The organism is Pseudomonas sp. B19(2017) (assembly GCF_002113165.1).
In the GTDB taxonomy this organism is placed as follows: domain Bacteria; phylum Pseudomonadota; class Gammaproteobacteria; order Pseudomonadales; family Pseudomonadaceae; genus Aquipseudomonas.
In genome coordinates this window covers 203606-223746 of the sequence record NZ_NEJR01000001.1, presented here as the reverse complement: position 1 = coordinate 223746, position 20141 = coordinate 203606, and the positions used below count along the sequence as shown (strand labels likewise).

Sequence of the window (20141 nt, the reverse complement as noted above, 5' to 3'; positions counted from 1 at the left end):
CATGGGCCTTAAGTATTTGGTTGCCTGTGCCGGCCTCTTCGCGGGCTTGCCCGCTCCCACAGGAACAGGCCTGTGACACACCTGTGGGAGCGGGCAAGCCCGCGAAAGGGCCAGTACAGGCACCACAAAAACAAAGCCCGCCAATAATGGCGGGCCTCATGCAATTCAGCTGTCTCTCACAGCCCGGACATTTTCTTGATCGCCCCTTTCAGGTCGTCATCCGAGCAGTCGGCGCAGGTGCCTTTCGGTGGCATGGCGTTAATGCCGGTAATGGCCTTGGCCAGGATGCCATCGAGGCCGCCCTGGTGGTCGGCGCGTTCCTTCCACGCCGCGGTATCGCCAATCTTCGGCGCGCCGAGCAGGCCGGAGCCATGGCAGGCATTGCAGTGCTTGGCAATAATCTCGTCCGGTGTCTTGGCGCCCCCGCCACCTGCGGCGGCGGCCACTTCCATGCCTTTGCACTCCTGGCCCTGGACGCACACCTGGCCAACCGGCTCCAGGCGCTTGGCGATGTCATCATTGGTCGCAGCGGTTGCGCTCATTGCCCAGAGGGCGAATACGGCTGCTGGTACGGCCAGCATCTTCTTGATTTGGTTCACGCGAACACCCTCATGGTGGCTAATCACGCTCGCGGCCACGGATCGGCGAGCGTTGAAAAGTATAGCGGGAACCCAGAGGCCGTGAAACGACCCCACACAGGAAAGGGGTATTGCCGAATCAATGCACTGCGCTGGATCAAAAGTTTGATGGCGTCGCCGCACTGATCAGCCGCGCCGGCCGGTCGAACGGGTTGCGAAAGCGGTGCGGGCGGGTGCTTTCGAAGTAGTAGCTATCGCCCTCTTCAAGGATGAAGATCTCGTTGCCGACCACCAGCTCCAGGCGGCCTTCGAGCAGGATGCCGGTTTCTTCGCCGTCGTGGGTAAGCATTTCGGCCCCCGTGTCGGCACCCGGCGGGTACACCTCGGTGAGAAAGGCGATGGCACGGTTGGGGTGCGACTTGCCGACCAGCTTCATGGTCACGGCACCGTCGGAGATATCGATCAGCTCATGAGCCTTGTAGACGATCTGCGTGGGGCTTTCAGGTTCCAGTTCGACCGAGAAGAACTCGACCATGGACATGGGAATGCCGCTCAGCACCTTGCGCAGCGAGCTGATCGACGGGCTCACGCTGTTCTTCTCGATCATCGAGATGGTGCTGTTGGTCACGCCGGCACGCTTGGCGAGTTCACGCTGGGACAGGCCCTTGAGCTTGCGGATGGCTTGCAGTCGTTCGCCGACGTCCAAAGCTGGAGCCTCCTGAAACGGTGGAAAGGGGGGTGGATGTGAACGATATCATGGCAATGCCGTTCAGTATTTACAACACACCACCCTTCAACCTGTCCGCTTCAGCGTGTCATTCGCCGATGTAGTCCCGCGGTACCCGCTTAAGGTTGCAGAAAATCTGGTAGGGAATGGTACCCGCGTGCGCAGCCACGTCACTGGCCAGCACATGCTTGCCCCAGAGTTCGACCGGGCTGCCGACAGTGGCTTCCGGTACATCGGTCAGGTCGATGCTGAGCATGTCCATCGACACCCGGCCGATCAGTTGGGTGCGCTTGCCGGCGACAAGCACCGGGGTACCGTTGGGCGCCTGGCGCGGGTAGCCATCGGCATAGCCCATGGCAACGACGCCAACGCGGGTTGGCCGTGGGCTGACGAACTTGGCGCCATAGCCCACCGGCTCGCCGGCAGGCAGCTCGCGCACGCTGATCACCCGCGATTGCAGGGTCATCACCGGTTGCAGGCGCTCGGCCTCGGCCTGGGCCACTTCGAACGGTGTGGCGCCATACAGCATCAGGCCCGGGCGCACCCAGTCGCTGGGGGCCTGCGGCCAGCCGAGCACACCGGGGGAGTTGCGCAGGCTGCACTCGGCGGCCAGGCCTTGGCGGGCGGCCTCGAACATGGCGATCTGCTGGGCGGTGGCGTCGGCCTCCAGTTCGTCGGCGCGAGCGAAGTGGCTCATCAGCACGATGCGCGCGACCTTGCCGCTGGCCAGCAGGCGCTGGTAGGCCTCGTGGTAGTCCTTGGGGTGCAGGCCGACACGGTGCATGCCGCTGTCAAGCTTGAGCCAGACGGTGAGCGGCTTGTGCAGCTGAGTCTTTTCGATCGCTTCCAGTTGCCACAGCGAGTGAACCACGCACCACAGCTCGTGCTCGGCGATCAGGGCCAGCTCGCTGGCTTCGAAGAAGCCTTCGAGCAGCAGTACCGGGGCCTTGATACCGGCAGCGCGCAGCTCCAGCGCTTCTTCGATGCAGGCCACGGCAAAGCCGTCAGCTTCGGCCTCCAGGGCCAGGGCACAGCGCACGGCGCCGTGGCCGTAAGCATCGGCCTTGATCACGGCCAGGGCTTTGGCACCGGTCAGTTCACGGGCCAGACGGTAGTTGTGGCGCAGGGCCTGGAGGTCGATCAGAGCGCGGGCGGGACGCATGGCGGCTGCCTTATGGTGGTTCGGGTTGAAATCGGTGTTGGGTTCTTCGCGGGCTCGCCCGCTCCCACAGGTACTGCACAGTTTTCAACATCTGTGGTGTTCCTGTGGGAGCGGGCGAGCCCGCGAAGAGGCCGGTACAGGCGAACTTACTGCTGGTGAGCCGGCGCGGTCTGCCCGTGCTTGGCCACTTCCTGGCTGTTGCCATAACGAGAAATGTCCAGGCCTTCGGCACTGATCTGCGGCTTCTTGCGCGCAATCAGGTCGGCCAGCAGGCGACCGGAGCCGCACGCCATGGTCCAGCCCAAGGTACCGTGACCGGTGTTCAGGAACAGGTTGCGGAACGCCGTGGCACCGACGATCGGGGTACCATCCGGGGTCGCCGGGCGCAGGCCGGTCCAGAAACTGGCCTGGCTCAGGTCACCGCCGCGAGGATAAAGGTCGTTGACGATCATCTCCAGCGTTTCGCGCCGACGCGGGTTCAGCGACAGGTCAAAACCGGCGATTTCAGCCATGCCGCCGACGCGGATGCGGTTGTCGAAACGGGTGATGGCGACCTTGTAGGTCTCATCGAGAATGGTCGAGGTCGGGGCCATGTCACCGTTGGTGATCGGCACGGTCAGCGAGTAGCCCTTCAGTGGGTAAACCGGGGCCTTGATGCCCAACGGCTTGAGCATCTGCGGCGAGTAGCTGCCCAGCGCCAGCACGTAACGGTCGGCAGTTTCCAGCTTGCCGTCGATCCACACGCCATTGATGCGGTCACCCGCGAAGTCCAGGCGCTGGATGTCCTGGCCGAAGCGGAACTCCACGCCCAGCTTCACGGCCATTTCGGCAAGCTTGGTAGTGAACAGCTGGCAGTCGCCTGTCTGGTCATTGGGCAGGCGCAGAGCGCCGGCCAGGATGTCCTTGACGCCAGCCAGAGCCGGTTCGACGCGGGCAATACCGTCGCGGTCGAGCAGCTCGTAAGGCACGCCGGACTGTTCCAGCACGGCAATGTCCTTGGCCGCAGCATCTACCTGAGCCTGGGTACGGAACAGCTGGGTAGTACCCAGGCTGCGGTTCTCGTAGGCGATACCGGTTTCGGCGCGCAGCTCGTCGAGGCAGTCACGGCTGTACTCGGACAAGCGCACCATGCGCTCCTTGTTCACCGCGTAACGGCTGGCGGTGCAGTTGCGCAGCATCTGGGCCATCCACAGGTACTGGTCGACGTCGCCGGTGAGTTTGATGGCCAGGGGCGCGTGGCGCTCCAGCAGCCACTTGATGGCCTTCAGCGGCACGCCCGGGGCGGCCCAGGGCGAGGCATAGCCGGGCGAGATCTGGCCGGCGTTGGCAAAGCTGGTTTCCATGGCCACCGCCGGCTGGCGATCGACCACCGTTACTTCGAAACCTTGCCGGGCCAGATAGTAGGCACTGGCGGTTCCGATTACACCGCTACCAAGTACCAGAACTCGCATCGTTTTATCCCTCGCACGCGGCGCGCCGCAGACTTTTATTGAAATGGCATGAATGCGCGCAGTATAGGAATTTGAAGGCAGTGCAATTCACTATATAAAAGCCTATTATTGGCGAGAATTCTCGGCAAAATCGCCTTTCACGGAGGGGCATCCCCTATGAGAACCCAGCACCAGAGCAAGCGTGAACTGGACAAGATCGACCGTAACATTCTGCGTATCCTGCAGAATGACGGGCGCATTTCCTTCACCGAACTGGGCGAGAAAGTCGGGCTTTCCACCACCCCTTGCACCGAGCGGGTCCGCCGCCTGGAGCGCGAGGGCATCATCATGGGCTACAACGCCCGCCTGAACCCGCAGCACCTCAAGGGCAGCCTGCTGGTATTCGTGGAAATCAGCCTGGACTACAAATCGGGCGACACTTTCGAGGAGTTCCGCCGCGCGGTGCTGAAACTGCCCCACGTACTGGAATGCCACCTGGTTTCAGGTGACTTCGACTACCTGGTGAAGGCTCGGATTTCCGAGATGGCCTCTTACCGCAAGCTGCTCGGCGACATCCTTCTGAAACTGCCGCACGTGCGCGAATCCAAAAGCTATATCGTGATGGAAGAGGTGAAGGAGAGCCTTTGCCTGCCGATCCCGGACTGAAGTCAGACCAGCACCTGGCGGGTGGTGGCAATGAACTGGTGGACCAGCTGCTCGGCAGCAGGCTCGATCATCTGTTCAGGGCCACGACCACGCGGGCAGGCCAGGCGCGGCGTGGTGCCGAACAGGCGGCAGATCATCGGGCGCTCTTCATACACCGTGCAGCCGTTGGGGCCCAGGTGCACGCAGTCCAGGCGCTCCAGGGCGGCGTCCTGCTCGGCCTGGGACTTGCGCGGCAGGCGCGCCATTTCTTCCGCCGAAGTGGTGACCGGGCCGCAGCAGTCGTGGCAGCCGGGCTCGCACTCGAAGGAAGGGATGAGTTCGCGCAGGAAGTGGATTTTGTGGCGGTTGCAGGACATGGCTAAGTACAAAGTTGGCAATTGAGGTTGGATTATAGGGCCATTCGCCGGCAAGCCAGCTCCCACAGGTACACTACTGGTCTCAGCCATTGCGCAAATCCTGTGGGAGCTGGCTTGCCGGCGATGAGGCCGGTTGCCCACCCCAAAGCCCCGGCTTATCCTCCTCCCCTAGCCCATCAGCCCAGGACCAGCCCCAATGATCCACAGCGCGCAGCACGCCGCCTCCTATTACGCCGCCAGCAGCGCGCCACACCCCGACCACTCCTTCCTGCAAGGCGAACACAGCGCCGACGTGTGCATCGTCGGCGGCGGCTACTCGGGCCTTAACACCGCCATCGAGCTGGCCGAACGCGGCTTTACGGTCATCCTGCTGGAAGCGCGCAAGCTCGGTTGGGGCGCCAGCGGGCGCAATGGTGGCCAGCTGATCCGTGGCGTCGGCCACGGCCTGGAACAGTTTCTTCCGGTGATAGGCGAGGAAGGTGTGCGCAGCATGAAGCTGATGGGCCTGGAAGCCGTGCAGATTGTCCGCGAGCGGGTCGAAAAGCACGCCATCGCCTGCGACCTGACCTGGGGTTACTGTGACCTGGCCAACAAACCCGCCGAACTGCTGGGCTTTGCGCAGGATGCCGAGGAACTGCGCAGCCTCGGCTACGCACATGAACTGCGCCTGGTCGGCAAGGACGATATCCACAGCGTGGTCGGTGCCGACTGCTATGTCGGCGGGCTAATCGACATGGGCTCCGGCCACCTGCACCCGCTCAACCTGGCCCTGGGTGAAGCTGCCGTGGCCAGCAGCCTGGGCGTGAAGCTGTTCGAGCAGTCCGAGGTCACCCAGATCGACTACGGCCCTGAAGTGCAGGTGCATACCGCCCAGGGCCGGGTGCGCGCCAAGACCCTGGTGCTGTGCTGCAACGCCTACCACAACAACCTCAACCGCGAACTGGGCGGCAAGGTGCTGCCAGCCGGCAGCTACATCATCGCCACCGAGCCGCTGGGCGAGGAGCGCGCCCGCGCGCTGCTACCGCAGAACATGGCAGTGTGTGACCAGCGTGTCGCGCTGGATTACTACCGACTGTCTGCCGACAACCGCCTGCTGTTCGGCGGCGCCTGCCATTACTCGGGCCGCGATCCGAAGGATATTGCCGCCTACATGCGGCCGAAGATGCTCAAGGTGTTCCCGCAGCTGGCCGACGTACGTATCGACTACCAGTGGGGCGGCATGATCGGCATCGGCGCCAACCGCCTGCCGCAGGTCGGCCGCCTGGCCAGCCAGCCGAACGTGTATTACGCGCAGGCCTATTCGGGCCATGGGCTCAACGCGACCCACCTGGCGGCGCGCTTGCTGGGCGAGGCCATCAGCGGCCAGGAGAGCGGGCGTTTCGACCTGTTTGCCAAAGTGCCGCACATCACCTTCCCCGGCGGCCAGCATTTGCGCTCGCCGCTGCTGGCGCTGGGCATGCTCTGGCATCGCCTGAAAGAGCTGGTCTGAAAGCTGCGCGGTCCCTGTAGGAGCGGCCTTGTGTCGCGAAAGGGGTGCGTAGCACCCCCAGGTTTCAGCTTCGCCGCAAATACCGCTGGGGCCGCTCTGCGGCCCTATCGCGACACAAGGCCGCTCCTACATCGACCGCGCAATATCTGTATGGTCAGTCCTTCCAGAAGGGCTTAAGCCCCTCGGTCCGGGCCTGCTCCCAGCTCAGCCCCACATCACGCAGCTCAACATCGGTCAACTGCAGCAGCGCCCTGCGAGTGTGCCAGCGATGCAGCATCAGCCCCCAACGCCCCAGCCCCGCTGGCGCGTTGAACACCTTGGCCTGCTGCCCGGCTTCCAGTTCCCTGGCCAACAGTTGCAAGCGCACATCGCTCATGCCACCCATCACCGCATCCTCCCGTTCAGTTGATACCGTAGGGAAAGCATGCGCGTCGGCAGTATCTGCAATACAGATCCAATACCGCCTTATTATTCCCATACAGAATTGGCCGCTGGCCGACTGAATGCTGTATTTTCACCCCAACTGTACCGGTCGCTATGCCAATGCAGCGCAGGAGTATGCCGTGACCCTCTACCTGAACCTCGCCGAACTGCTCGGTGCCCGCATCGAGCAGGGCCTCTACCGCCCCGGCCAGCGCCTGCCGTCAGTGCGCGCCCTGAGTGTGGAGCACGGGGTCAGCCTGAGCACCGTGCAGCAGGCCTACCGCATGCTGGAAGACAGCGGCATGGTCTCGCCCCGGCCGAAGTCCGGTTACTTCGTCAGCGAGCACCGCCACCTGCCGGCCCTGCCCGCCGTCAGCCGCCCGGCCCAGCGCCCGGTGGACATCTCGCAATGGGAGCAGGTGCTGGACCTGGTGCGCAGCACCCCACGCCAGGGCGTGATCCAGCTCGGTCGCGGCATGCCCGACATCGACAGCCCCACCCTCAAGCCACTGCTGCGCAGCCTCGCCCAGCTGAGCCGGCGGCAGGACATGCCTGGCCTGTACTACGACAACATCCACGGCAACCTGGCACTGCGCGAACAGGTGGCCCGGCTGATGCTCGACTCCGGCTGCCGCCTGGGCCCGGCCGACCTTGTGATTACCACCGGCTGCCATGAGGCGCTGTCATGCAGTATCCGCGCGGTGTGCGAGCCGGGCGATATCGTCGCGGTCGACTCCCCGAGCTTCCACGGCGCCATGCAAACCCTCAAGGGCCTGGGCATGAAAGCCCTGGAAATTCCCACCGACCCGGTCACCGGCATCAGCCTGGAGGCGCTGGAACTGGCCTTGGAGCAATGGCCGATCAAGCTCATACAGATCACCCCAAGCTGCAACAACCCGCTCGGCTACATCATGCCCGAGGCCCGCAAGAAGGCCCTGCTTAACCTGGCCCAGCGCTACGACGTAGCCATCCTGGAAGATGATGTGTATGGCGACCTTGCCTATACCTATCCGCGCCCGCGCACCCTCAAGTCGTTCGACGACGATGGTCGTGTGCTGCTCTGCAGTTCGTTCTCCAAGACTCTCGCTCCCGGCTTGCGGATAGGCTGGGTAGCACCCGGACGCTACCTGGAGCGGGTACTGCACATGAAATACATCAGCACCGGCAGCACGGCCAGTCAGCCCCAGCTTGCCATCGCCGACTTTATCGCTGGCGGGCACTACCAGCCCCACGTACGGCGCATGCGCAGCCAGTACCAGCGTGGCCGCGACCTGATGAGCGACTGGGTGACCCGCTACTTTCCGGCGGGCACCCGTGTCAGCCGGCCCCAGGGCGGCTTCATGCTGTGGGTGGAATTGCCTGAACATTTCGATACGCTGCGGCTGAACCGCGCTTTACTGGAAGAAGGTGTGCAGGTGGCCGTTGGCAGCATCTTCTCGGCCTCGGGTAAATTCCGCCACTGCCTGCGCATGAACTTTGCCGCACGGCCAACGCCACAGATCGAGGCTGCCGTGCGCAAGGTAGGTGAAACCGCCCTTCGTCTACTGGATGAAGAAAGCGCCGACGCGTAACTTTGCGCCGCCCGCCACGGTCCAATCCTTAAAGCCTTCGTTGCACAGGACGATCTACCCTTGAGACTCCAGCGAGCCCTGCCTCTGCTGCTGGCGCTGCTGCTCGGCCTTGCCGGCTGTGCCAGCGTCGGCACGCCCCGCGAAACCAGCCAGGCGCTGCCCGCCAACGACTCGGCCTTCGGCCGCTCGGTGCTGCGCCAGGCCGCGCCCTACGGCGGCCGCTCGGGCTTTCGCCTGCTGCCCAACAGCAACGAGGCGTTCCGCGCCCGCGCCGAACTGATCCGCAACGCCCAGGCGAGCATCGACCTGCAGTACTACATTGTCCACGATGGCCTCAGCACCCGTGCCCTGGTGCATGAACTGCTGCGCGCCGCCGACCGTGGCGTGCGCGTGCGCATCCTGCTCGACGACACCACCAGCGACGGCCTGGACGTCATCATGGGCACCCTCGATGCCCATCCGAACATCCACATCCGCGTATTCAACCCATTGCACCTGGGCCGCAGTACCGGCGTAACGCGCGCCGTGGGCCGCCTGTTCAACCTGTCGCGCCAGCATCGGCGCATGCACAACAAGTTGTTCCTGGTGGACAACAGCATGGCCATCGTCGGCGGGCGCAACCTGGGTGACGAGTATTTCGATGCCGAACCCAACCTCAACTTCACCGACATCGACTTGCTGGGGGTAGGCCCGATAGCCGAGCAGTTGGGGCACAGTTTCGACCAGTACTGGAATAGCGCCCTCAGCCGACCGATCACCGATTTCCTCTGGAGTGACCCGGATGCCAGCGACCTGCGCGCCAGCCGCCACCGCCTGGAAATTTCCCTGGCTGAAGCCAGGACCCAGCGCAAAGCACTGTATGACCGCCTGATGGCCTACCAGTCGCAGCCGCGCCTGGATGTGTGGCGCAACGAGCTGATCTGGGCCCATGCCCAGGCGCTGTGGGATGCACCGAGCAAGGTGCTGGCCAACGACGAACCAGACCCGCAACTGCTGCTGAGCCAGCAACTGGCACCTGACTTGGCCAGCGTCCAGCGCGAGCTGATCCTGATGTCGGCCTATTTCGTGCCGCGCGAGCCGGGCTTGCTGTACCTGACCGGGCGTGCCGATGCCGGCACTTCGGTGAAGCTGCTGACCAACTCGCTCGAGGCCACCGATGTGCCGGCAGTGCATGGCGGCTATGCGCCCTATCGCCGGGCCTTGCTCGAACATGGCGTGCAGCTGTACGAGCTTCGCCGACAGCCAGGCGACCCCAGCGCCGGGCGTTTGACCTATCACGGCAGCTCGGATTCGAGCCTGCATACCAAGGCGATCGTATTCGACCGGCGCAAGACCTTCATCGGCTCGTTCAACTTTGACCCTAGGTCGGTGCTGTGGAATACCGAGGTCGGGGTACTGGTAGACAGCCCGGAGTTGGCCGAATACACCCGCGAACTGGCCGAGCAGGGTATGGCCCCGGCGTTGAGCTACCAGGTGAAGCTGGTGGGGAACAAGTTGGTGTGGGCGACCGAGGACAATGGCCAACGGCATATGCTGACTTCCGAGCCGGGCGGGATATGGCGACGGTTCAATGCCTGGATCAGCAAGGCGGTCGGCCTGGAGAAGATGCTGTAGCTACTGGTCTCATCGCCGGCAAGCCAGCTCTCACAAGGACCGCACGGCATTCGAGGTGTGGGAGCTGGCTTGCCGGCGATGGGCCGCAAAGCGGCCCCAATATCCATCAGGCAGACACAGGCTCAAAAGCCCCACGCCGCCGGGTCAACACCACCAACCCCGCAGCCCCCGCCGCCATCAGCAACGGCAACGCATGCCCACTGATCCACTGGCTCCCCGCCCCCGCCAGCAATGGCCCGAGCAAGCAACCAATACCCCACAGCTGCGCCACATGGGCATTGGCCCGCACCAGCTCATCATCGCGGTAGCGCTCGCCGATCAGCACCAACGAAAGGGTGAACAAGCCCCCTGCACTGGCCCCGAACAGTACCCACAACGGCCAGATCGCCGGCGTGTGCAACAACAGCGGAATCGCCAGGCTGGATACCAGCAGGGTCACCGCACAGCCGGTGAACAGGGTGCGCCGCGACATGTGGTCGGCCAGCGCACCGATGGGCAGCTGCAGCACCGCATCGCCCACCACCACGGTACTGACCATGAACAGGGCGATTTCGGTGCTGAAGCCTTGCTGCAGGCAGTACACCGGCAGCAAGGTCAGGATCATCGCCTCGAACGAGGCAAACAGGGCAATGGCCCAGGCGATCACCGGCAAGCGTCGGCAAAATGCGAACAGATCACCGAAGGTGACGCTACAGGCCTCTGTGCTCGGCGCACCGCCACGCCCAAGGAGGATCAGCGGAGCCACCAGCAGCAGGCCGGTCGCGGCCCAGAAGCCGAAGTCGTCATCCGAGCCGAGAAAGCCCAGTACCAGCGGCCCGGCCAGCTGGCTGAGGGCATAGCTGCTGCCGTACAGCGCCACCAGGCGACCACGCCATTGCTCGACCACCAGCTGGTTGATCCAGCTTTCGCCGAGGATGAACACCACCGTCAGCGACATGCCGATCAGCAGGCGCAACAACAGCCACAGGGGGTAGCTGGGCAACAGTGCGACCAGGCCGATCGACAGCGCTCCGCCCCACAGGCACAGGCGCATGGCCGAGGGCACGCCGACCCAGCCGGCCAGGCGGCTGGCCAGGCTGGCACCTACCAGTACGCCCAGCGCCGGCATCGCGGCCATCACGCCAATGGCGAAGCTGCCGTAGCCCCAGGCCTCCAGGCGCAGGGATACCAGCGGCATGCTTACGCCCAGCGCCAGGCCGACACTAAGCACCGATGCCAGTACGGCGAAGTAGGTACCCCAACGCATTGCAGCCTCCCAGGCCAAGAATTTTCCATGGCCCATTCGCGGGTAAACCCGCTCCCACAGGTACTGCACCGCTCTCAAGGGCAGTGGTGTACCTGTGGGAGCGGGTTTACCCGCGAATGGGCCGCAAAAGCGGCCCCTGGGATTACAGCTTGATCCAGGTCGCCTTCAGCTCGGTGTACTTCTCCAGCGCATGCAGCGACTTGTCACGGCCGTTGCCCGACTGTTTGAAGCCACCGAACGGCGCGGTCATGTCGCCGCCGTCGTACTGGTTGACCCAGACACTGCCAGCACGCACGGCACGGGCGGTCTTGTGGGCCTTGGAGATGTCCGAGGTCCAGATACCAGCGGCCAGGCCATACGGCGTGTCGTTGGCAATGGCGATAGCTTCTTCAGCGGTGTCGAAGGCGATCACCGACAGCACTGGGCCGAAGATTTCTTCCTGGGCGATCTTCATGGCATTGGTCACGCCGTCGAAGATGGTCGGCTCGACATAAGTGCCACCGGTTTCTTCCAGGGTGCGCTTGCCGCCGGCCAGCAGCTTGGCGCCGTCCTTGTGGCCAGCCTCGATGTACGACAGCACGGTGTTCATCTGCTGGGTGTCGACCAGGGCACCGACAGTGGTCTGTGGGTCCAGCGGGTTACCTGGCTTCCAGCCTTTCAGGGCTTCGACCACCATTGGCAGGAACTTGTCCTTGATCGAACGCTCGACCAGCAGGCGCGAGCCTGCGGTGCACACTTCGCCCTGGTTGAAGGCGATGGCGCTGGCGGCAGCTTCTGCGGCGGCTTGCAGGTCCGGAGCGTCGGCGAAGACGATGTTCGGGCTCTTGCCGCCAGCTTCCAGCCAGATGCGCTTCATGTTCGATTCGCCGGCATAAACCATCAGCTGCTTGGCGATCTTGGTCGAACCGGTGAACACCAGGGTATCGACGTCCATGTGCAGGGCCAGGGCCTTGCCCACGGTGTGGCCGTAGCCTGGCAGCACGTTCAGCACGCCAGCCGGAATACCGGCTTCGATGGCCAGCTGAGCGATGCGAATGGCTGTCAGCGGCGATTTTTCGGACGGCTTGAGCACTACCGAGTTACCGGTGGCCAGGGCCGGGCCGAGCTTCCAGCAGGCCATCAGCAGCGGGAAGTTCCACGGTACGATGGCACCGACCACACCCACCGCTTCGCGGGTAACCAGGCCGAGCTGGTCATGCGGGGTCGGGGCGACTTCGTCGTAGACCTTGTCGATGGCTTCGGCAGTCCAGTGAATGGCATTGGCAGCGCCAGGTACATCGATGCTGGAGGAGTCGCCGATCGGCTTGCCCATGTCCAGGGTTTCCAGCAGTGCCAGCTCTTCGACGTTCTTGCGCAGCAGGTCGGCGAAGCGGATCAGCTTGGCTTTGCGCTTGGCCGGGGCCAGCTGCGACCACACGCCGGAGTTGAAGGTGGCACGGGCGTTTTCCACAGCGCGGTTGGCATCGGCCAGGTCGCAGCAGGCAACCTTGGCCAGGAAGCGTCCGTCGACCGGGCTCAGGCACTCGAAGGTTTCACCGGAGACGGCATCGGTGTATTCGCCGTTGATGAAGGCACGGCCTTCGATCTTCAGTTGCTGGGCGCGTTGTTCCCAGTCCGCACGAGTCAGGGTGGTCATACGAAACTCCTCCTCTTGTTTAGGTGCAACGCCGCACTGAGGACTCACAGGCGTTGTCAGAATTCTGGCCGGGCGACGAGCGCACACTGGCAAGCGATACCCTAAACCAGCCCGGGTAAACTATCAATATATTTGACACAGAAGGCTCAAAAGCCTACTGATGTGCATTTTATTAAACAACAACAGGAGCCGTACCATGAGCATCGACAGCATCATCGACTTCGCGCAGGTCATCACCGAGGCCGAACGCTACCGCCCGGCGGCGGAAAAAATCCTCAAGGGCGAGCCCGACCAGGCGGTCTACAACCATTATTCCAGCCCCTGCGGGCAGTTTGCTGCGGGCGTGTGGGAAGGCGAGGTGGGACAGTGGACGGTGAACTACACCGAGCATGAATACTGCGAGATCGTCCAGGGTGTTTCGGTGCTGCGTGACCAGGATGGCGGGGCCAAGACCCTGCGTGCCGGTGATCGGTTTGTCATCCCGGCCGGCTTCAAGGGCACCTGGGAGGTGCTGGAGCCTTGCCGCAAGATCTATGTGATGTTCGAGCAGAAATGATCTGAGGCTGTACCGGCCTCTTCGCGGGCTCGCCCGCTCCCACAGGGATCTCACTGCTCTCGGGCTTGTGATGTACCTGTGGGAGCGGGCAAGCCCGCGAAAAGGCCCGAACAGGCATAAAAAAACCCGCAGCCTTTCGGATGCGGGTTTTTTCAGGTTGCCGATCAATTACTTGATCTTGGCTTCCTTGTACACCACGTGCTTGCGAACAACCGGATCGTATTTCTTGATCTCGATTTTGTCCGGAGTGGTGCGCTTGTTCTTGTCGGTGGTGTAGAAGTGGCCAGTGCCAGCACTCGAAACCAGACGGATCAATTCACGCATGACGTTCTCCTTAGAACTTTTCGCCGCGAGCGCGCAGCTCGGCCAGCACTACGTCGATACCACGCTTGTCAATGACGCGCATGCCTTTGGCGGATACGCGCAGACGCACGAAACGCTTCTCGGATTCAACCCAGAAACGGTGGTGCTGCAGGTTCGGCAGGAAACGACGACGGGTTTTGTTGTTTGCGTGGGAAATGTTGTTCCCGGTTACTGGACCCTTACCAGTAACTTGACAGACTCTCGACATGACTCAGCCCTCTAAAACCACATGCCCAACCCGGCATGGGTTGGCCGCTTAATCTCTCAGTCTTTGGCGCCTGGACGCCGTGATTCTGGAGGTCTTACCGACCGGATACGCTGACGCGACAGGCCGAGCCCCTAGAAAAGAGCGCTGCTTTATACCAGAAAGACTTGGCCACAACAACAGAAGATACGTTTCCGGTACCGGCCAAGCGCGCCGGGCCAGCATAGCGGCAGGCCCCGCCAGCCGTCGACCGCTCGTCGCCAGTTTTGTAAAAAAGGGTGTGGTCATTTCCCGACGGGCACACTAGGGTAGGCCTTTTCCAGACTGCACTGGCAGATGGGCCACTGACAGCCAAGGAGCCACCATGCGTGCCGCCGCCCTTTCCTTATTGTTCAACTCCCTGTTCGCCGCAGGCGCCCTGTTTGCCGCAGGCGCTGCCCAGGCAGCCCCGCTGAGCGTCTGCAGCGAGGCCAGCCCCGAAGGCTTCGATGTGGTGCAGTACAACTCGCTGACCACCACCAACGCCACGGCCGATGTGCTGATGAACCGCCTGGTGGAATTCGACGCGGCGCAAGGCAAGGTGGTACCGAGCCTGGCAACCAGCTGGACGGTATCGGCCGATGGCCTGATCTACGACTTCACCCTGCGTGACGAGGTGAAATTCCACAGCACCGCCTATTTCAAGCCAAGCCGCGCCCTGAACGCCGACGATGTGCTGTTCAGCTTCCAGCGCATGCTCTACCCCGCCCATGCCTGGCACAAGACCGCACCGGGCGGTTACCCGCATGCCCAGTCGCTGCAGCTGGGCAGCCTGATCAAGGCGATCGAGGCGCCGACGCCGAACACCGTGCGCTTCACCCTCAACCATCCGGACGCCACGTTCCTGGCCACCTTGAGCATGGGCTTCGCCTCGATCTACTCCGCCGAATATGCCGACAAGCTGCTCAAGGCCGGCACGCCGGAGAAGCTCAACAGCCAGCCGGTCGGCACCGGGCCGTTAGTGTTCCAGCGTTTCCAGAAGGACGCCGTGGTGCGCTACCGCGCCAACCCCGACTACTTCGCCGGCAAGCCGGCGGTCGACCCGCTGATCTTCGCCATCACCACCGACGCCAACGTGCGTCTGCAGAAGCTCAAGCGCGGCGAGTGCCAGGTCGCATTGTCACCCAAACCACTGGATATTGCCGAAGCTGCAAAGGACGGCAACCTCAAGGTGGCCACCACCCCGGCGTTCATGACCGCCTTTGTCGCCATCAACAGCCAGCACCCGCCGCTGGATAAACCGGAGGTGCGCCAGGCCATCAACCTGGCCTTCGACAAGCAGGCCTACCTCAAGGCGGTATTCGAAGACTCCGCGGTGGCCGCCAACGGCCCCTACCCGCCCAATACCTGGAGCTACGCCAAGGACCTGGCCGGCTACCCGCTGGACCTTAAAAAAGCCAAGTCCCTGCTGACCAAGGCCGGCCTGGCCGAGGGCTTCAGCACCACGATCTGGACCCGTCCGTCGGGCAGCCTGCTCAACCCCAACCCCAGCCTTGGTGCACAGATGCTGCAGGCGGACCTGGCCAAGGTCGGGATCAAGGCCGAGATTCGCGTGATCGAGTGGGGCGAGCTGATCCGCCGCGCCAAGGCGGGCGAGCATGACCTGCTGTTCATGGGCTGGGCGGGGGACAACGGGGACCCGGACAACTTCCTCAGCCCGCAGTTTTCCTGCGCGGCGGTGCAGTCGGGGACCAACTTCGCACGCTTCTGCGACAGCCGCCTGGACCAGCTGATCAGCGCCGGGCGTACCACCAACGACCAGAGCGTGCGCAGCCGGCTGTACCAGCAGGCGCAAACCTTGATTCAGCAGCAGGCGCTGTGGGTGCCATTGGCGCATCCTACGGCGGCGACGCTGCTGCGTCAGGGTGTAGAGGGGTATCAGGTGAGCCCGTTCGGGCGGCTGGATTTCAGCAAGGTCTCAGTGACCAAGTAAACCTGCACCGGCCTCTTCGCGGGCTCGCCCGCTCCCACAGGGACAGCACAACACTCAAGGTTGGTGCGATACCTGTGGGAGCGGGCGAGCCCGCGAAGAGGCCGGGACAGGCAGCACAAGGGCCTAAGCCACGATCCACCCATGCTCGACCATCGACAGCGGCTCCCCGTCGCCAATGATGATGTGGTCCAGCACCCGCACATCGATCAACGCCAGCCCCCGCTTCAACGATAGGGTCAAATGCACATCGTCCTGGCTCGGTTCACTGATACCCGAGGGGTGGTTATGACACAGGATCAAAGCCGCCGCGTTATGCAGCAATGCCCGCCGCACCACCTCCCGCGGGTAGACACTCGCCCGGTCTATCGTGCCCCTGAACAGGATTTCAAAAGCTAACGGCCTGTGCTTGGTATCGAGAAACAGGCAACCGAATACCTCACTGGCCTCATGACGCAGCATGGCCTTGAGATAACGCCGTACCGCCGCCGGGCCTTCGAGAGCCGCTGCGCGCTCGATGTTCTCATCCAGATAACGTCGGCCGATCTCCAAAAGCGCCTGTAACTGTGCATATTTCACGGCCCCTATGCCCGGCTCGCGCAGTACAGCCTCGCGATCAGCCTCAAGAAACTGCCTCAGCCCGCCAAAACGAACCAGCAGCCCCCGCGCAAGGTCCAGCACATTACGCCCGGCAACCCCGGAACCTAGCAGCACGGCAAGCAACTCTGCATCCGACAGCGCCGCTGCCCCACGCTGCAGCAACTTCTCCCTCGGCCGTTCTTCAGCCGGCCACTCCCTGATATTCATCCCGTCCCTTTGCCTTTGCTGCGGCCCATTTCGGCCCTGTGTTAATCTATTTCGCCTCGTACATGCGACGTTCTGCCGCAGGCATCTTCAAACGTCGCCGCCCGCTCTCACTGGAAAAAGGCAAGCCTATGCAGCGGCTGTATCGCAAGCGCATCGTTCTCGGCGTGGGTGGCGGCATTGCCGCCTACAAAAGCGCCGAACTGATTCGCCGTCTCCTGGAGCACGGCGCGCAGGTGCGCGTCGTCATGACCCGTGGGGGTGCAGAGTTCATCACCCCGCTGACCCTGCAGGCGTTGTCGGGCCACCCGGTGCACATGGACCTGCTCGACCCTGCCGCCGAAGCGGCCATGGGCCATATCGAACTGGCCAAGTGGGCCGACCTGGTGCTGATCGCCCCCGCCACCGCCGACCTCATGGCGCGCATGGCCCAAGGCATGGCCGATGACTTGCTGACCACCCTGGTGCTGGCCACCGACGCCACCGTTGCCGTAGCCCCGGCGATGAACCAGGCCATGTGGCGCGACCCGGCCACCCAGGCCAACCTCGAGCTGCTCAAGAGCCGTGGAATCCAGGTGTTCGGCCCGGCGTCCGGCAGCCAGGCCTGTGGCGACGTGGGCCTGGGCCGCATGCTCGAAGCCACCGACCTGGCCTGGTGTGCCGCGGAAAGCTTCAAGCGCCAGGCACTGACCGGCAAGCACGTACTGATTACCGCCGGCCCGACCCAGGAAAACATCGACCCGGTGCGTTACATCACCAATCATAGCTCCGGCAAGATGGGCTTCGCTCTGGCCGAAGCGGCCGCCGAAGCCGGGGCTCGGGTCACCCTCGTCACCGGCCCGGTACACCTGCCGACGCCCGACCGGGTCAGCCGAATCGACGTGGTCAGCGCGCGGGACATGCTCGCCGCCTGTGAAGCGGCCATGCCGTGCGACCTGTTCATCGCCTCGGCGGCGGTCGCGGACTACCGCCCGGAAGTCGTTGCCACTCAAAAACTGAAGAAAGATCCTACGACCGGCGACGGCATGCTGCTGCAGATGGTGCGCAATCCCGATATTCTTGCCACCCTCGCTGGCCGCGCCGACCGCCCGTTCAGCGTCGGTTTCGCCGCCGAGACCGAACACTTGCTCGATTACGCCACGCGCAAGCTCAAGGACAAGAACCTCGACCTGATCGTCGCCAATGATGTGGCCAACCCCAGCATTGGCTTCAACAGCGAAGAAAACGCCTTGACCGTGATCGACCGCCAGCAGCACCAGACCCTCTTCGCGCAGACCAGCAAAGGCAAGATTGCCCGGCAACTGGTCGCCTTCATCGCCGAACGGCTCAACCAGGTTCAATAAGTTACATGCACGCTCTTCAAGCCAAGATCCTCGACCCACGCCTGGGCAGCGAATTTCCGCTGCCGACCTACGCCACCCCTGGCTCCGCCGGCCTCGACCTGCGCGCCCTGCTAAAGGAAGACACCGTCCTCGAGCCAGGCCAGACCCTGCTCATCCCTACCGGCCTGTCGATCTACATCGGCGACCCGGGCCTGGCGGCGGTGATCCTGCCACGCTCGGGCCTGGGCCATAAACACGGCATCGTGCTGGGCAACCTGGTCGGGCTGATCGACTCGGACTACCAGGGCGAGTTGATGGTGTCGTGCTGGAACCGTGGCAACACCCCGTTCACCATCGCCGTTGGCGAGCGCATTGCCCAGCTGGTGCTGGTACCCGTAGTCCAGGCCCATTTCGACATCGTCGAAGCGTTCGATGAAAGCCAGCGCGGCGCTGGCGGCTTTGGTCATTCCGGCAGCCACTGAGCCGAGAAACGACCGTTCAGGCCAAGGATGGCGAACTCTCTGGCGAAACCACCGTCCAAGCGTTCAGTTTGCGCCTGCCCAGAAAGCCTTTGACTAATGGAGCTTCCAGAGATGAACGACATGGCCCACCTGGTACCCGCCGCACTGCCAGACAGCATTTTCCGCGCGTATGACATTCGCGGCGTGGTCGGCAAAACCCTTCACGCCGAAACCGCCTACTGGATCGGCCGTGCCATCGGCGCGCAGAGCCTGGCCCAGGGCGAACCGCAGGTTTCGGTCGGCCGCGATGGCCGCCTGTCCGGCCCGATGCTGGTCGAAGAGCTGATCAAGGGCCTGGTCGACGCCGGGTGCCACGTCAGCGACGTCGGCCTGGTGCCTACCCCGGCCCTGTACTATGCAGCCAATGTGCTGGCCGGCAAGTCCGGAGTGATGCTGACCGGCAGCCACAACCCGTCGGACTACAACGGCTTCAAGATCGTGATTGCCGGTGACACCCTGGCCAACGAACAGATCCAGGCCCTGCTGACCCGCCTGAAAACCAACAACCTGAGCCGCGCCGATGGCCGCGTGGAAAAGGTCGAGATCCTTGACCGCTACTTCCAGCAGATTGTCGAGGACGTGAAGCTGGCCAGGAAGCTCAAGGTGGTCGTGGACTGTGGCAACGGTGCCGCGGGCGTAATCGCGCCGCAATTGATCGAAGCCCTGGGCTGCGAAGTGATCCCGCTGTTCTGCGAGGTCGACGGCAACTTCCCCAACCACCACCCGGACCCAGGCAAGCCGGAAAACCTCGAAGACCTGATCGCCAAGGTCAAGGAAACCGGCGCCGATATCGGCCTGGCCTTCGACGGTGACGGCGACCGCGTCGGCGTGGTGACCAATACCGGCAGCATCGTCTACCCCGACCGCCTGCTGATGCTGTTTGCCCAGGACGTGCTGTCGCGCAACCCGGGCGCCGAGATCATCTTCGACGTCAAATGCACCCGTCGCCTGACCCCGCTGATCGAGCAGCACGGCGGCCGCGCACTGATGTGGAAGACTGGTCACTCGCTGATCAAGAAGAAGATGAAGCAGACCGGCTCGCTGCTGGCCGGCGAGATGAGCGGTCACATCTTCATCAAGGAACGCTGGTACGGTTTCGACGACGGCATCTACAGTGCCGCGCGCCTGCTAGAGATCCTCAGCAAGGCCGGGCAGAGCGCCGAAAACCTGTTTGCCGCCTTCCCGAACGATATTTCCACGCCGGAAATCAATATTGATGTGACCGACGAGGGTAAATTCAGCATCATTGATGCACTGCAACGCGACGCCGACTGGGGCGAAGCCAACCTGACCACCATCGACGGTGTGCGGGTGGATTACGCCCACGGCTGGGGCCTGGTTCGCGCCTCCAACACCACCCCGGTGCTGGTGCTGCGCTTCGAGGCCGACAGCGACGCCGAATTGCAACGTATCAAGGATGTATTCCGTACCCAGTTGCTGCGGGTAGAGCCTGAGTTGCAACTGCCGTTCTGACCGACTATCTGTTCCTTACAGGAGCCCTGC

General features: G+C 63.4%; 19 protein-coding genes and 1 pseudogene. 9 read left to right on the top strand and 11 right to left on the bottom strand.

Translation table 11 applies throughout. The features are described 5' to 3' along the window. Positions 1-176 precede the first annotated feature (176 nt). The 4 genes from CAF70_RS01120 to dadA all read right to left on the bottom strand — a co-directional run bounded on the left by CAF70_RS01120 (position 177) and on the right by dadA (position 3918). Entirely contained in the window at positions 177-581 is a 405-nt protein-coding gene (locus CAF70_RS01120; RefSeq protein ID WP_038408395.1) for a cytochrome c5 family protein, read from the bottom strand. A gap of 154 nt (positions 582-735) precedes the next feature. Beyond that, positions 736-1284 (bottom strand): cupin domain-containing protein, encoded by a 549-nt coding sequence (locus tag CAF70_RS01115; protein ID WP_013974777.1) that lies wholly within the window; start codon positions 1282-1284, stop codon positions 736-738. 109 nt (positions 1285-1393) lie between these two features. After that, positions 1394-2467 (bottom strand): alanine racemase, encoded by a 1074-nt coding sequence (gene alr, locus CAF70_RS01110; protein WP_085621533.1) that lies wholly within the window; start codon positions 2465-2467, stop codon positions 1394-1396. A gap of 146 nt (positions 2468-2613) precedes the next feature. Next, positions 2614-3918: a D-amino acid dehydrogenase gene (dadA, locus tag CAF70_RS01105; RefSeq protein WP_085621532.1), complete on the bottom strand. Its 1305-nt coding sequence runs from the start codon at positions 3916-3918 to the stop codon at positions 2614-2616. 156 nt (positions 3919-4074) lie between these two features. Between dadA and dadR the strand changes: the two genes are divergently transcribed. Then, complete coding sequence (gene dadR / locus CAF70_RS01100) at positions 4075-4563, top strand: transcriptional regulator DadR (RefSeq protein WP_003258963.1); 489 nt, start codon at positions 4075-4077, stop codon at positions 4561-4563. Between the two features lie 2 nt (positions 4564-4565). Here dadR and CAF70_RS01095 read toward each other — a convergent pair whose 3' ends face one another. Continuing rightward, entirely contained in the window at positions 4566-4919 is a 354-nt protein-coding gene (locus tag CAF70_RS01095) for a YkgJ family cysteine cluster protein (protein ID WP_013974780.1), read from the bottom strand. Positions 4920-5115: 196 nt separating this feature from the next. Between CAF70_RS01095 and CAF70_RS01090 the strand changes: the two genes are divergently transcribed. After that, entirely contained in the window at positions 5116-6408 is a 1293-nt protein-coding gene (locus CAF70_RS01090; protein WP_085621531.1) for an FAD-binding oxidoreductase, read from the top strand. Positions 6409-6562: 154 nt separating this feature from the next. Here the strand turns inward: CAF70_RS01090 and CAF70_RS01085 are convergent, their stop codons facing one another. Further along, positions 6563-6793 (bottom strand): DUF1127 domain-containing protein, encoded by a 231-nt coding sequence (locus tag CAF70_RS01085; protein WP_085621530.1) that lies wholly within the window; start codon positions 6791-6793, stop codon positions 6563-6565. A gap of 178 nt (positions 6794-6971) precedes the next feature. On the opposite strand from CAF70_RS01085, the gene CAF70_RS01080 reads away from it, so the two are divergent. Both CAF70_RS01080 and CAF70_RS01075 read left to right on the top strand, forming a co-directional pair. Then, positions 6972-8402 carry a PLP-dependent aminotransferase family protein gene (locus CAF70_RS01080; RefSeq protein WP_178076333.1) on the top strand — a complete coding sequence of 477 codons (1431 nt, stop codon included), beginning with the start codon at positions 6972-6974 and terminating at the stop codon, positions 8400-8402. 60 nt (positions 8403-8462) lie between these two features. Beyond that, positions 8463-10016 (top strand): phospholipase D family protein, encoded by a 1554-nt coding sequence (locus tag CAF70_RS01075; RefSeq protein WP_085621528.1) that lies wholly within the window; start codon positions 8463-8465, stop codon positions 10014-10016. A 106-nt stretch (positions 10017-10122) separates the two neighbouring features. Here the strand turns inward: CAF70_RS01075 and CAF70_RS01070 are convergent, their stop codons facing one another. Continuing rightward, on the bottom strand, positions 10123-11262 hold the full coding sequence (locus tag CAF70_RS01070; RefSeq protein ID WP_085621527.1) for an MFS transporter: 1140 nt from the start codon (positions 11260-11262) through the stop codon (positions 10123-10125). Positions 11263-11404: 142 nt separating this feature from the next. Continuing rightward, positions 11405-12898 carry an aldehyde dehydrogenase gene (locus CAF70_RS01065; RefSeq protein WP_085621526.1) on the bottom strand — a complete coding sequence of 498 codons (1494 nt, stop codon included), beginning with the start codon at positions 12896-12898 and terminating at the stop codon, positions 11405-11407. Positions 12899-13094: 196 nt separating this feature from the next. On the opposite strand from CAF70_RS01065, the gene CAF70_RS01060 reads away from it, so the two are divergent. Continuing rightward, complete coding sequence (locus tag CAF70_RS01060; RefSeq protein ID WP_003258971.1) at positions 13095-13454, top strand: cupin domain-containing protein; 360 nt, start codon at positions 13095-13097, stop codon at positions 13452-13454. Positions 13455-13622: 168 nt separating this feature from the next. On the opposite strand, the gene rpmG is transcribed toward CAF70_RS01060, so the two are convergent. Further along, positions 13623-13778 carry a 50S ribosomal protein L33 gene (gene rpmG, locus CAF70_RS01055; RefSeq protein ID WP_003253507.1) on the bottom strand — a complete coding sequence of 52 codons (156 nt, stop codon included), beginning with the start codon at positions 13776-13778 and terminating at the stop codon, positions 13623-13625. 10 nt (positions 13779-13788) lie between these two features. Then, on the bottom strand, positions 13789-14025 hold the full coding sequence (rpmB, locus tag CAF70_RS01050; protein ID WP_003258972.1) for a 50S ribosomal protein L28: 237 nt from the start codon (positions 14023-14025) through the stop codon (positions 13789-13791). A 361-nt stretch (positions 14026-14386) separates the two neighbouring features. On the opposite strand from rpmB, the gene CAF70_RS01045 reads away from it, so the two are divergent. After that, positions 14387-15994 (top strand): ABC transporter substrate-binding protein, encoded by a 1608-nt coding sequence (locus tag CAF70_RS01045; RefSeq protein ID WP_085621525.1) that lies wholly within the window; start codon positions 14387-14389, stop codon positions 15992-15994. Positions 15995-16117: 123 nt separating this feature from the next. On the opposite strand, the gene radC is transcribed toward CAF70_RS01045, so the two are convergent. Beyond that, the gene (gene radC, locus CAF70_RS01035) at positions 16118-16798 is read right to left on the bottom strand and encodes a DNA repair protein RadC (protein ID WP_085621524.1); all 681 of its coding nucleotides are present in this window, start codon (positions 16796-16798) and stop codon (positions 16118-16120) included. A gap of 128 nt (positions 16799-16926) precedes the next feature. On the opposite strand from radC, the gene coaBC reads away from it, so the two are divergent. From coaBC to CAF70_RS01020, 3 genes and pseudogenes are all read left to right on the top strand, one after another. Continuing rightward, a complete protein-coding gene (gene coaBC / locus CAF70_RS01030) occupies positions 16927-18138 on the top strand; it encodes a bifunctional phosphopantothenoylcysteine decarboxylase/phosphopantothenate--cysteine ligase CoaBC (RefSeq protein ID WP_012274821.1) in 1212 nt (403 codons plus the stop codon). 5 nt (positions 18139-18143) lie between these two features. Then, positions 18144-18599 (top strand): dUTP diphosphatase, encoded by a 456-nt coding sequence (gene dut, locus CAF70_RS01025; RefSeq protein ID WP_016712700.1) that lies wholly within the window; start codon positions 18144-18146, stop codon positions 18597-18599. 144 nt (positions 18600-18743) lie between these two features. Next, a pseudogene (locus CAF70_RS01020) lies at positions 18744-20111 on the top strand (phosphomannomutase/phosphoglucomutase); the annotation flags it as partial. Positions 20112-20141: the final 30 nt, after the last annotated feature.

Coding starts and splice junctions, on each gene's coding strand:
- dut (WP_016712700.1), top strand. CDS start 18,144: ATGCACGCTCTTCAAGCCAAGATCCTCGACCCACGCCTGGGCAGCGAA.
- CAF70_RS01085 (WP_085621530.1), bottom strand. CDS start 6,793: ATGGGTGGCATGAGCGATGTGCGCTTGCAACTGTTGGCCAGGGAACTG.
- radC (WP_085621524.1), bottom strand. CDS start 16,798: ATGAATATCAGGGAGTGGCCGGCTGAAGAACGGCCGAGGGAGAAGTTG.
- CAF70_RS01060 (WP_003258971.1), top strand. CDS start 13,095: ATGAGCATCGACAGCATCATCGACTTCGCGCAGGTCATCACCGAGGCC.
- CAF70_RS01070 (WP_085621527.1), bottom strand. CDS start 11,262: ATGCGTTGGGGTACCTACTTCGCCGTACTGGCATCGGTGCTTAGTGTC.
- coaBC (WP_012274821.1), top strand. CDS start 16,927: ATGCAGCGGCTGTATCGCAAGCGCATCGTTCTCGGCGTGGGTGGCGGC.
- dadR (WP_003258963.1), top strand. CDS start 4,075: ATGAGAACCCAGCACCAGAGCAAGCGTGAACTGGACAAGATCGACCGT.
- rpmB (WP_003258972.1), bottom strand. CDS start 14,025: ATGTCGAGAGTCTGTCAAGTTACTGGTAAGGGTCCAGTAACCGGGAAC.
- CAF70_RS01045 (WP_085621525.1), top strand. CDS start 14,387: ATGCGTGCCGCCGCCCTTTCCTTATTGTTCAACTCCCTGTTCGCCGCA.
- CAF70_RS01095 (WP_013974780.1), bottom strand. CDS start 4,919: ATGTCCTGCAACCGCCACAAAATCCACTTCCTGCGCGAACTCATCCCT.
- CAF70_RS01090 (WP_085621531.1), top strand. CDS start 5,116: ATGATCCACAGCGCGCAGCACGCCGCCTCCTATTACGCCGCCAGCAGC.
- dadA (WP_085621532.1), bottom strand. CDS start 3,918: ATGCGAGTTCTGGTACTTGGTAGCGGTGTAATCGGAACCGCCAGTGCC.
- rpmG (WP_003253507.1), bottom strand. CDS start 13,778: ATGCGTGAATTGATCCGTCTGGTTTCGAGTGCTGGCACTGGCCACTTC.
- alr (WP_085621533.1), bottom strand. CDS start 2,467: ATGCGTCCCGCCCGCGCTCTGATCGACCTCCAGGCCCTGCGCCACAAC.
- CAF70_RS01120 (WP_038408395.1), bottom strand. CDS start 581: ATGCTGGCCGTACCAGCAGCCGTATTCGCCCTCTGGGCAATGAGCGCA.
- CAF70_RS01065 (WP_085621526.1), bottom strand. CDS start 12,898: ATGACCACCCTGACTCGTGCGGACTGGGAACAACGCGCCCAGCAACTG.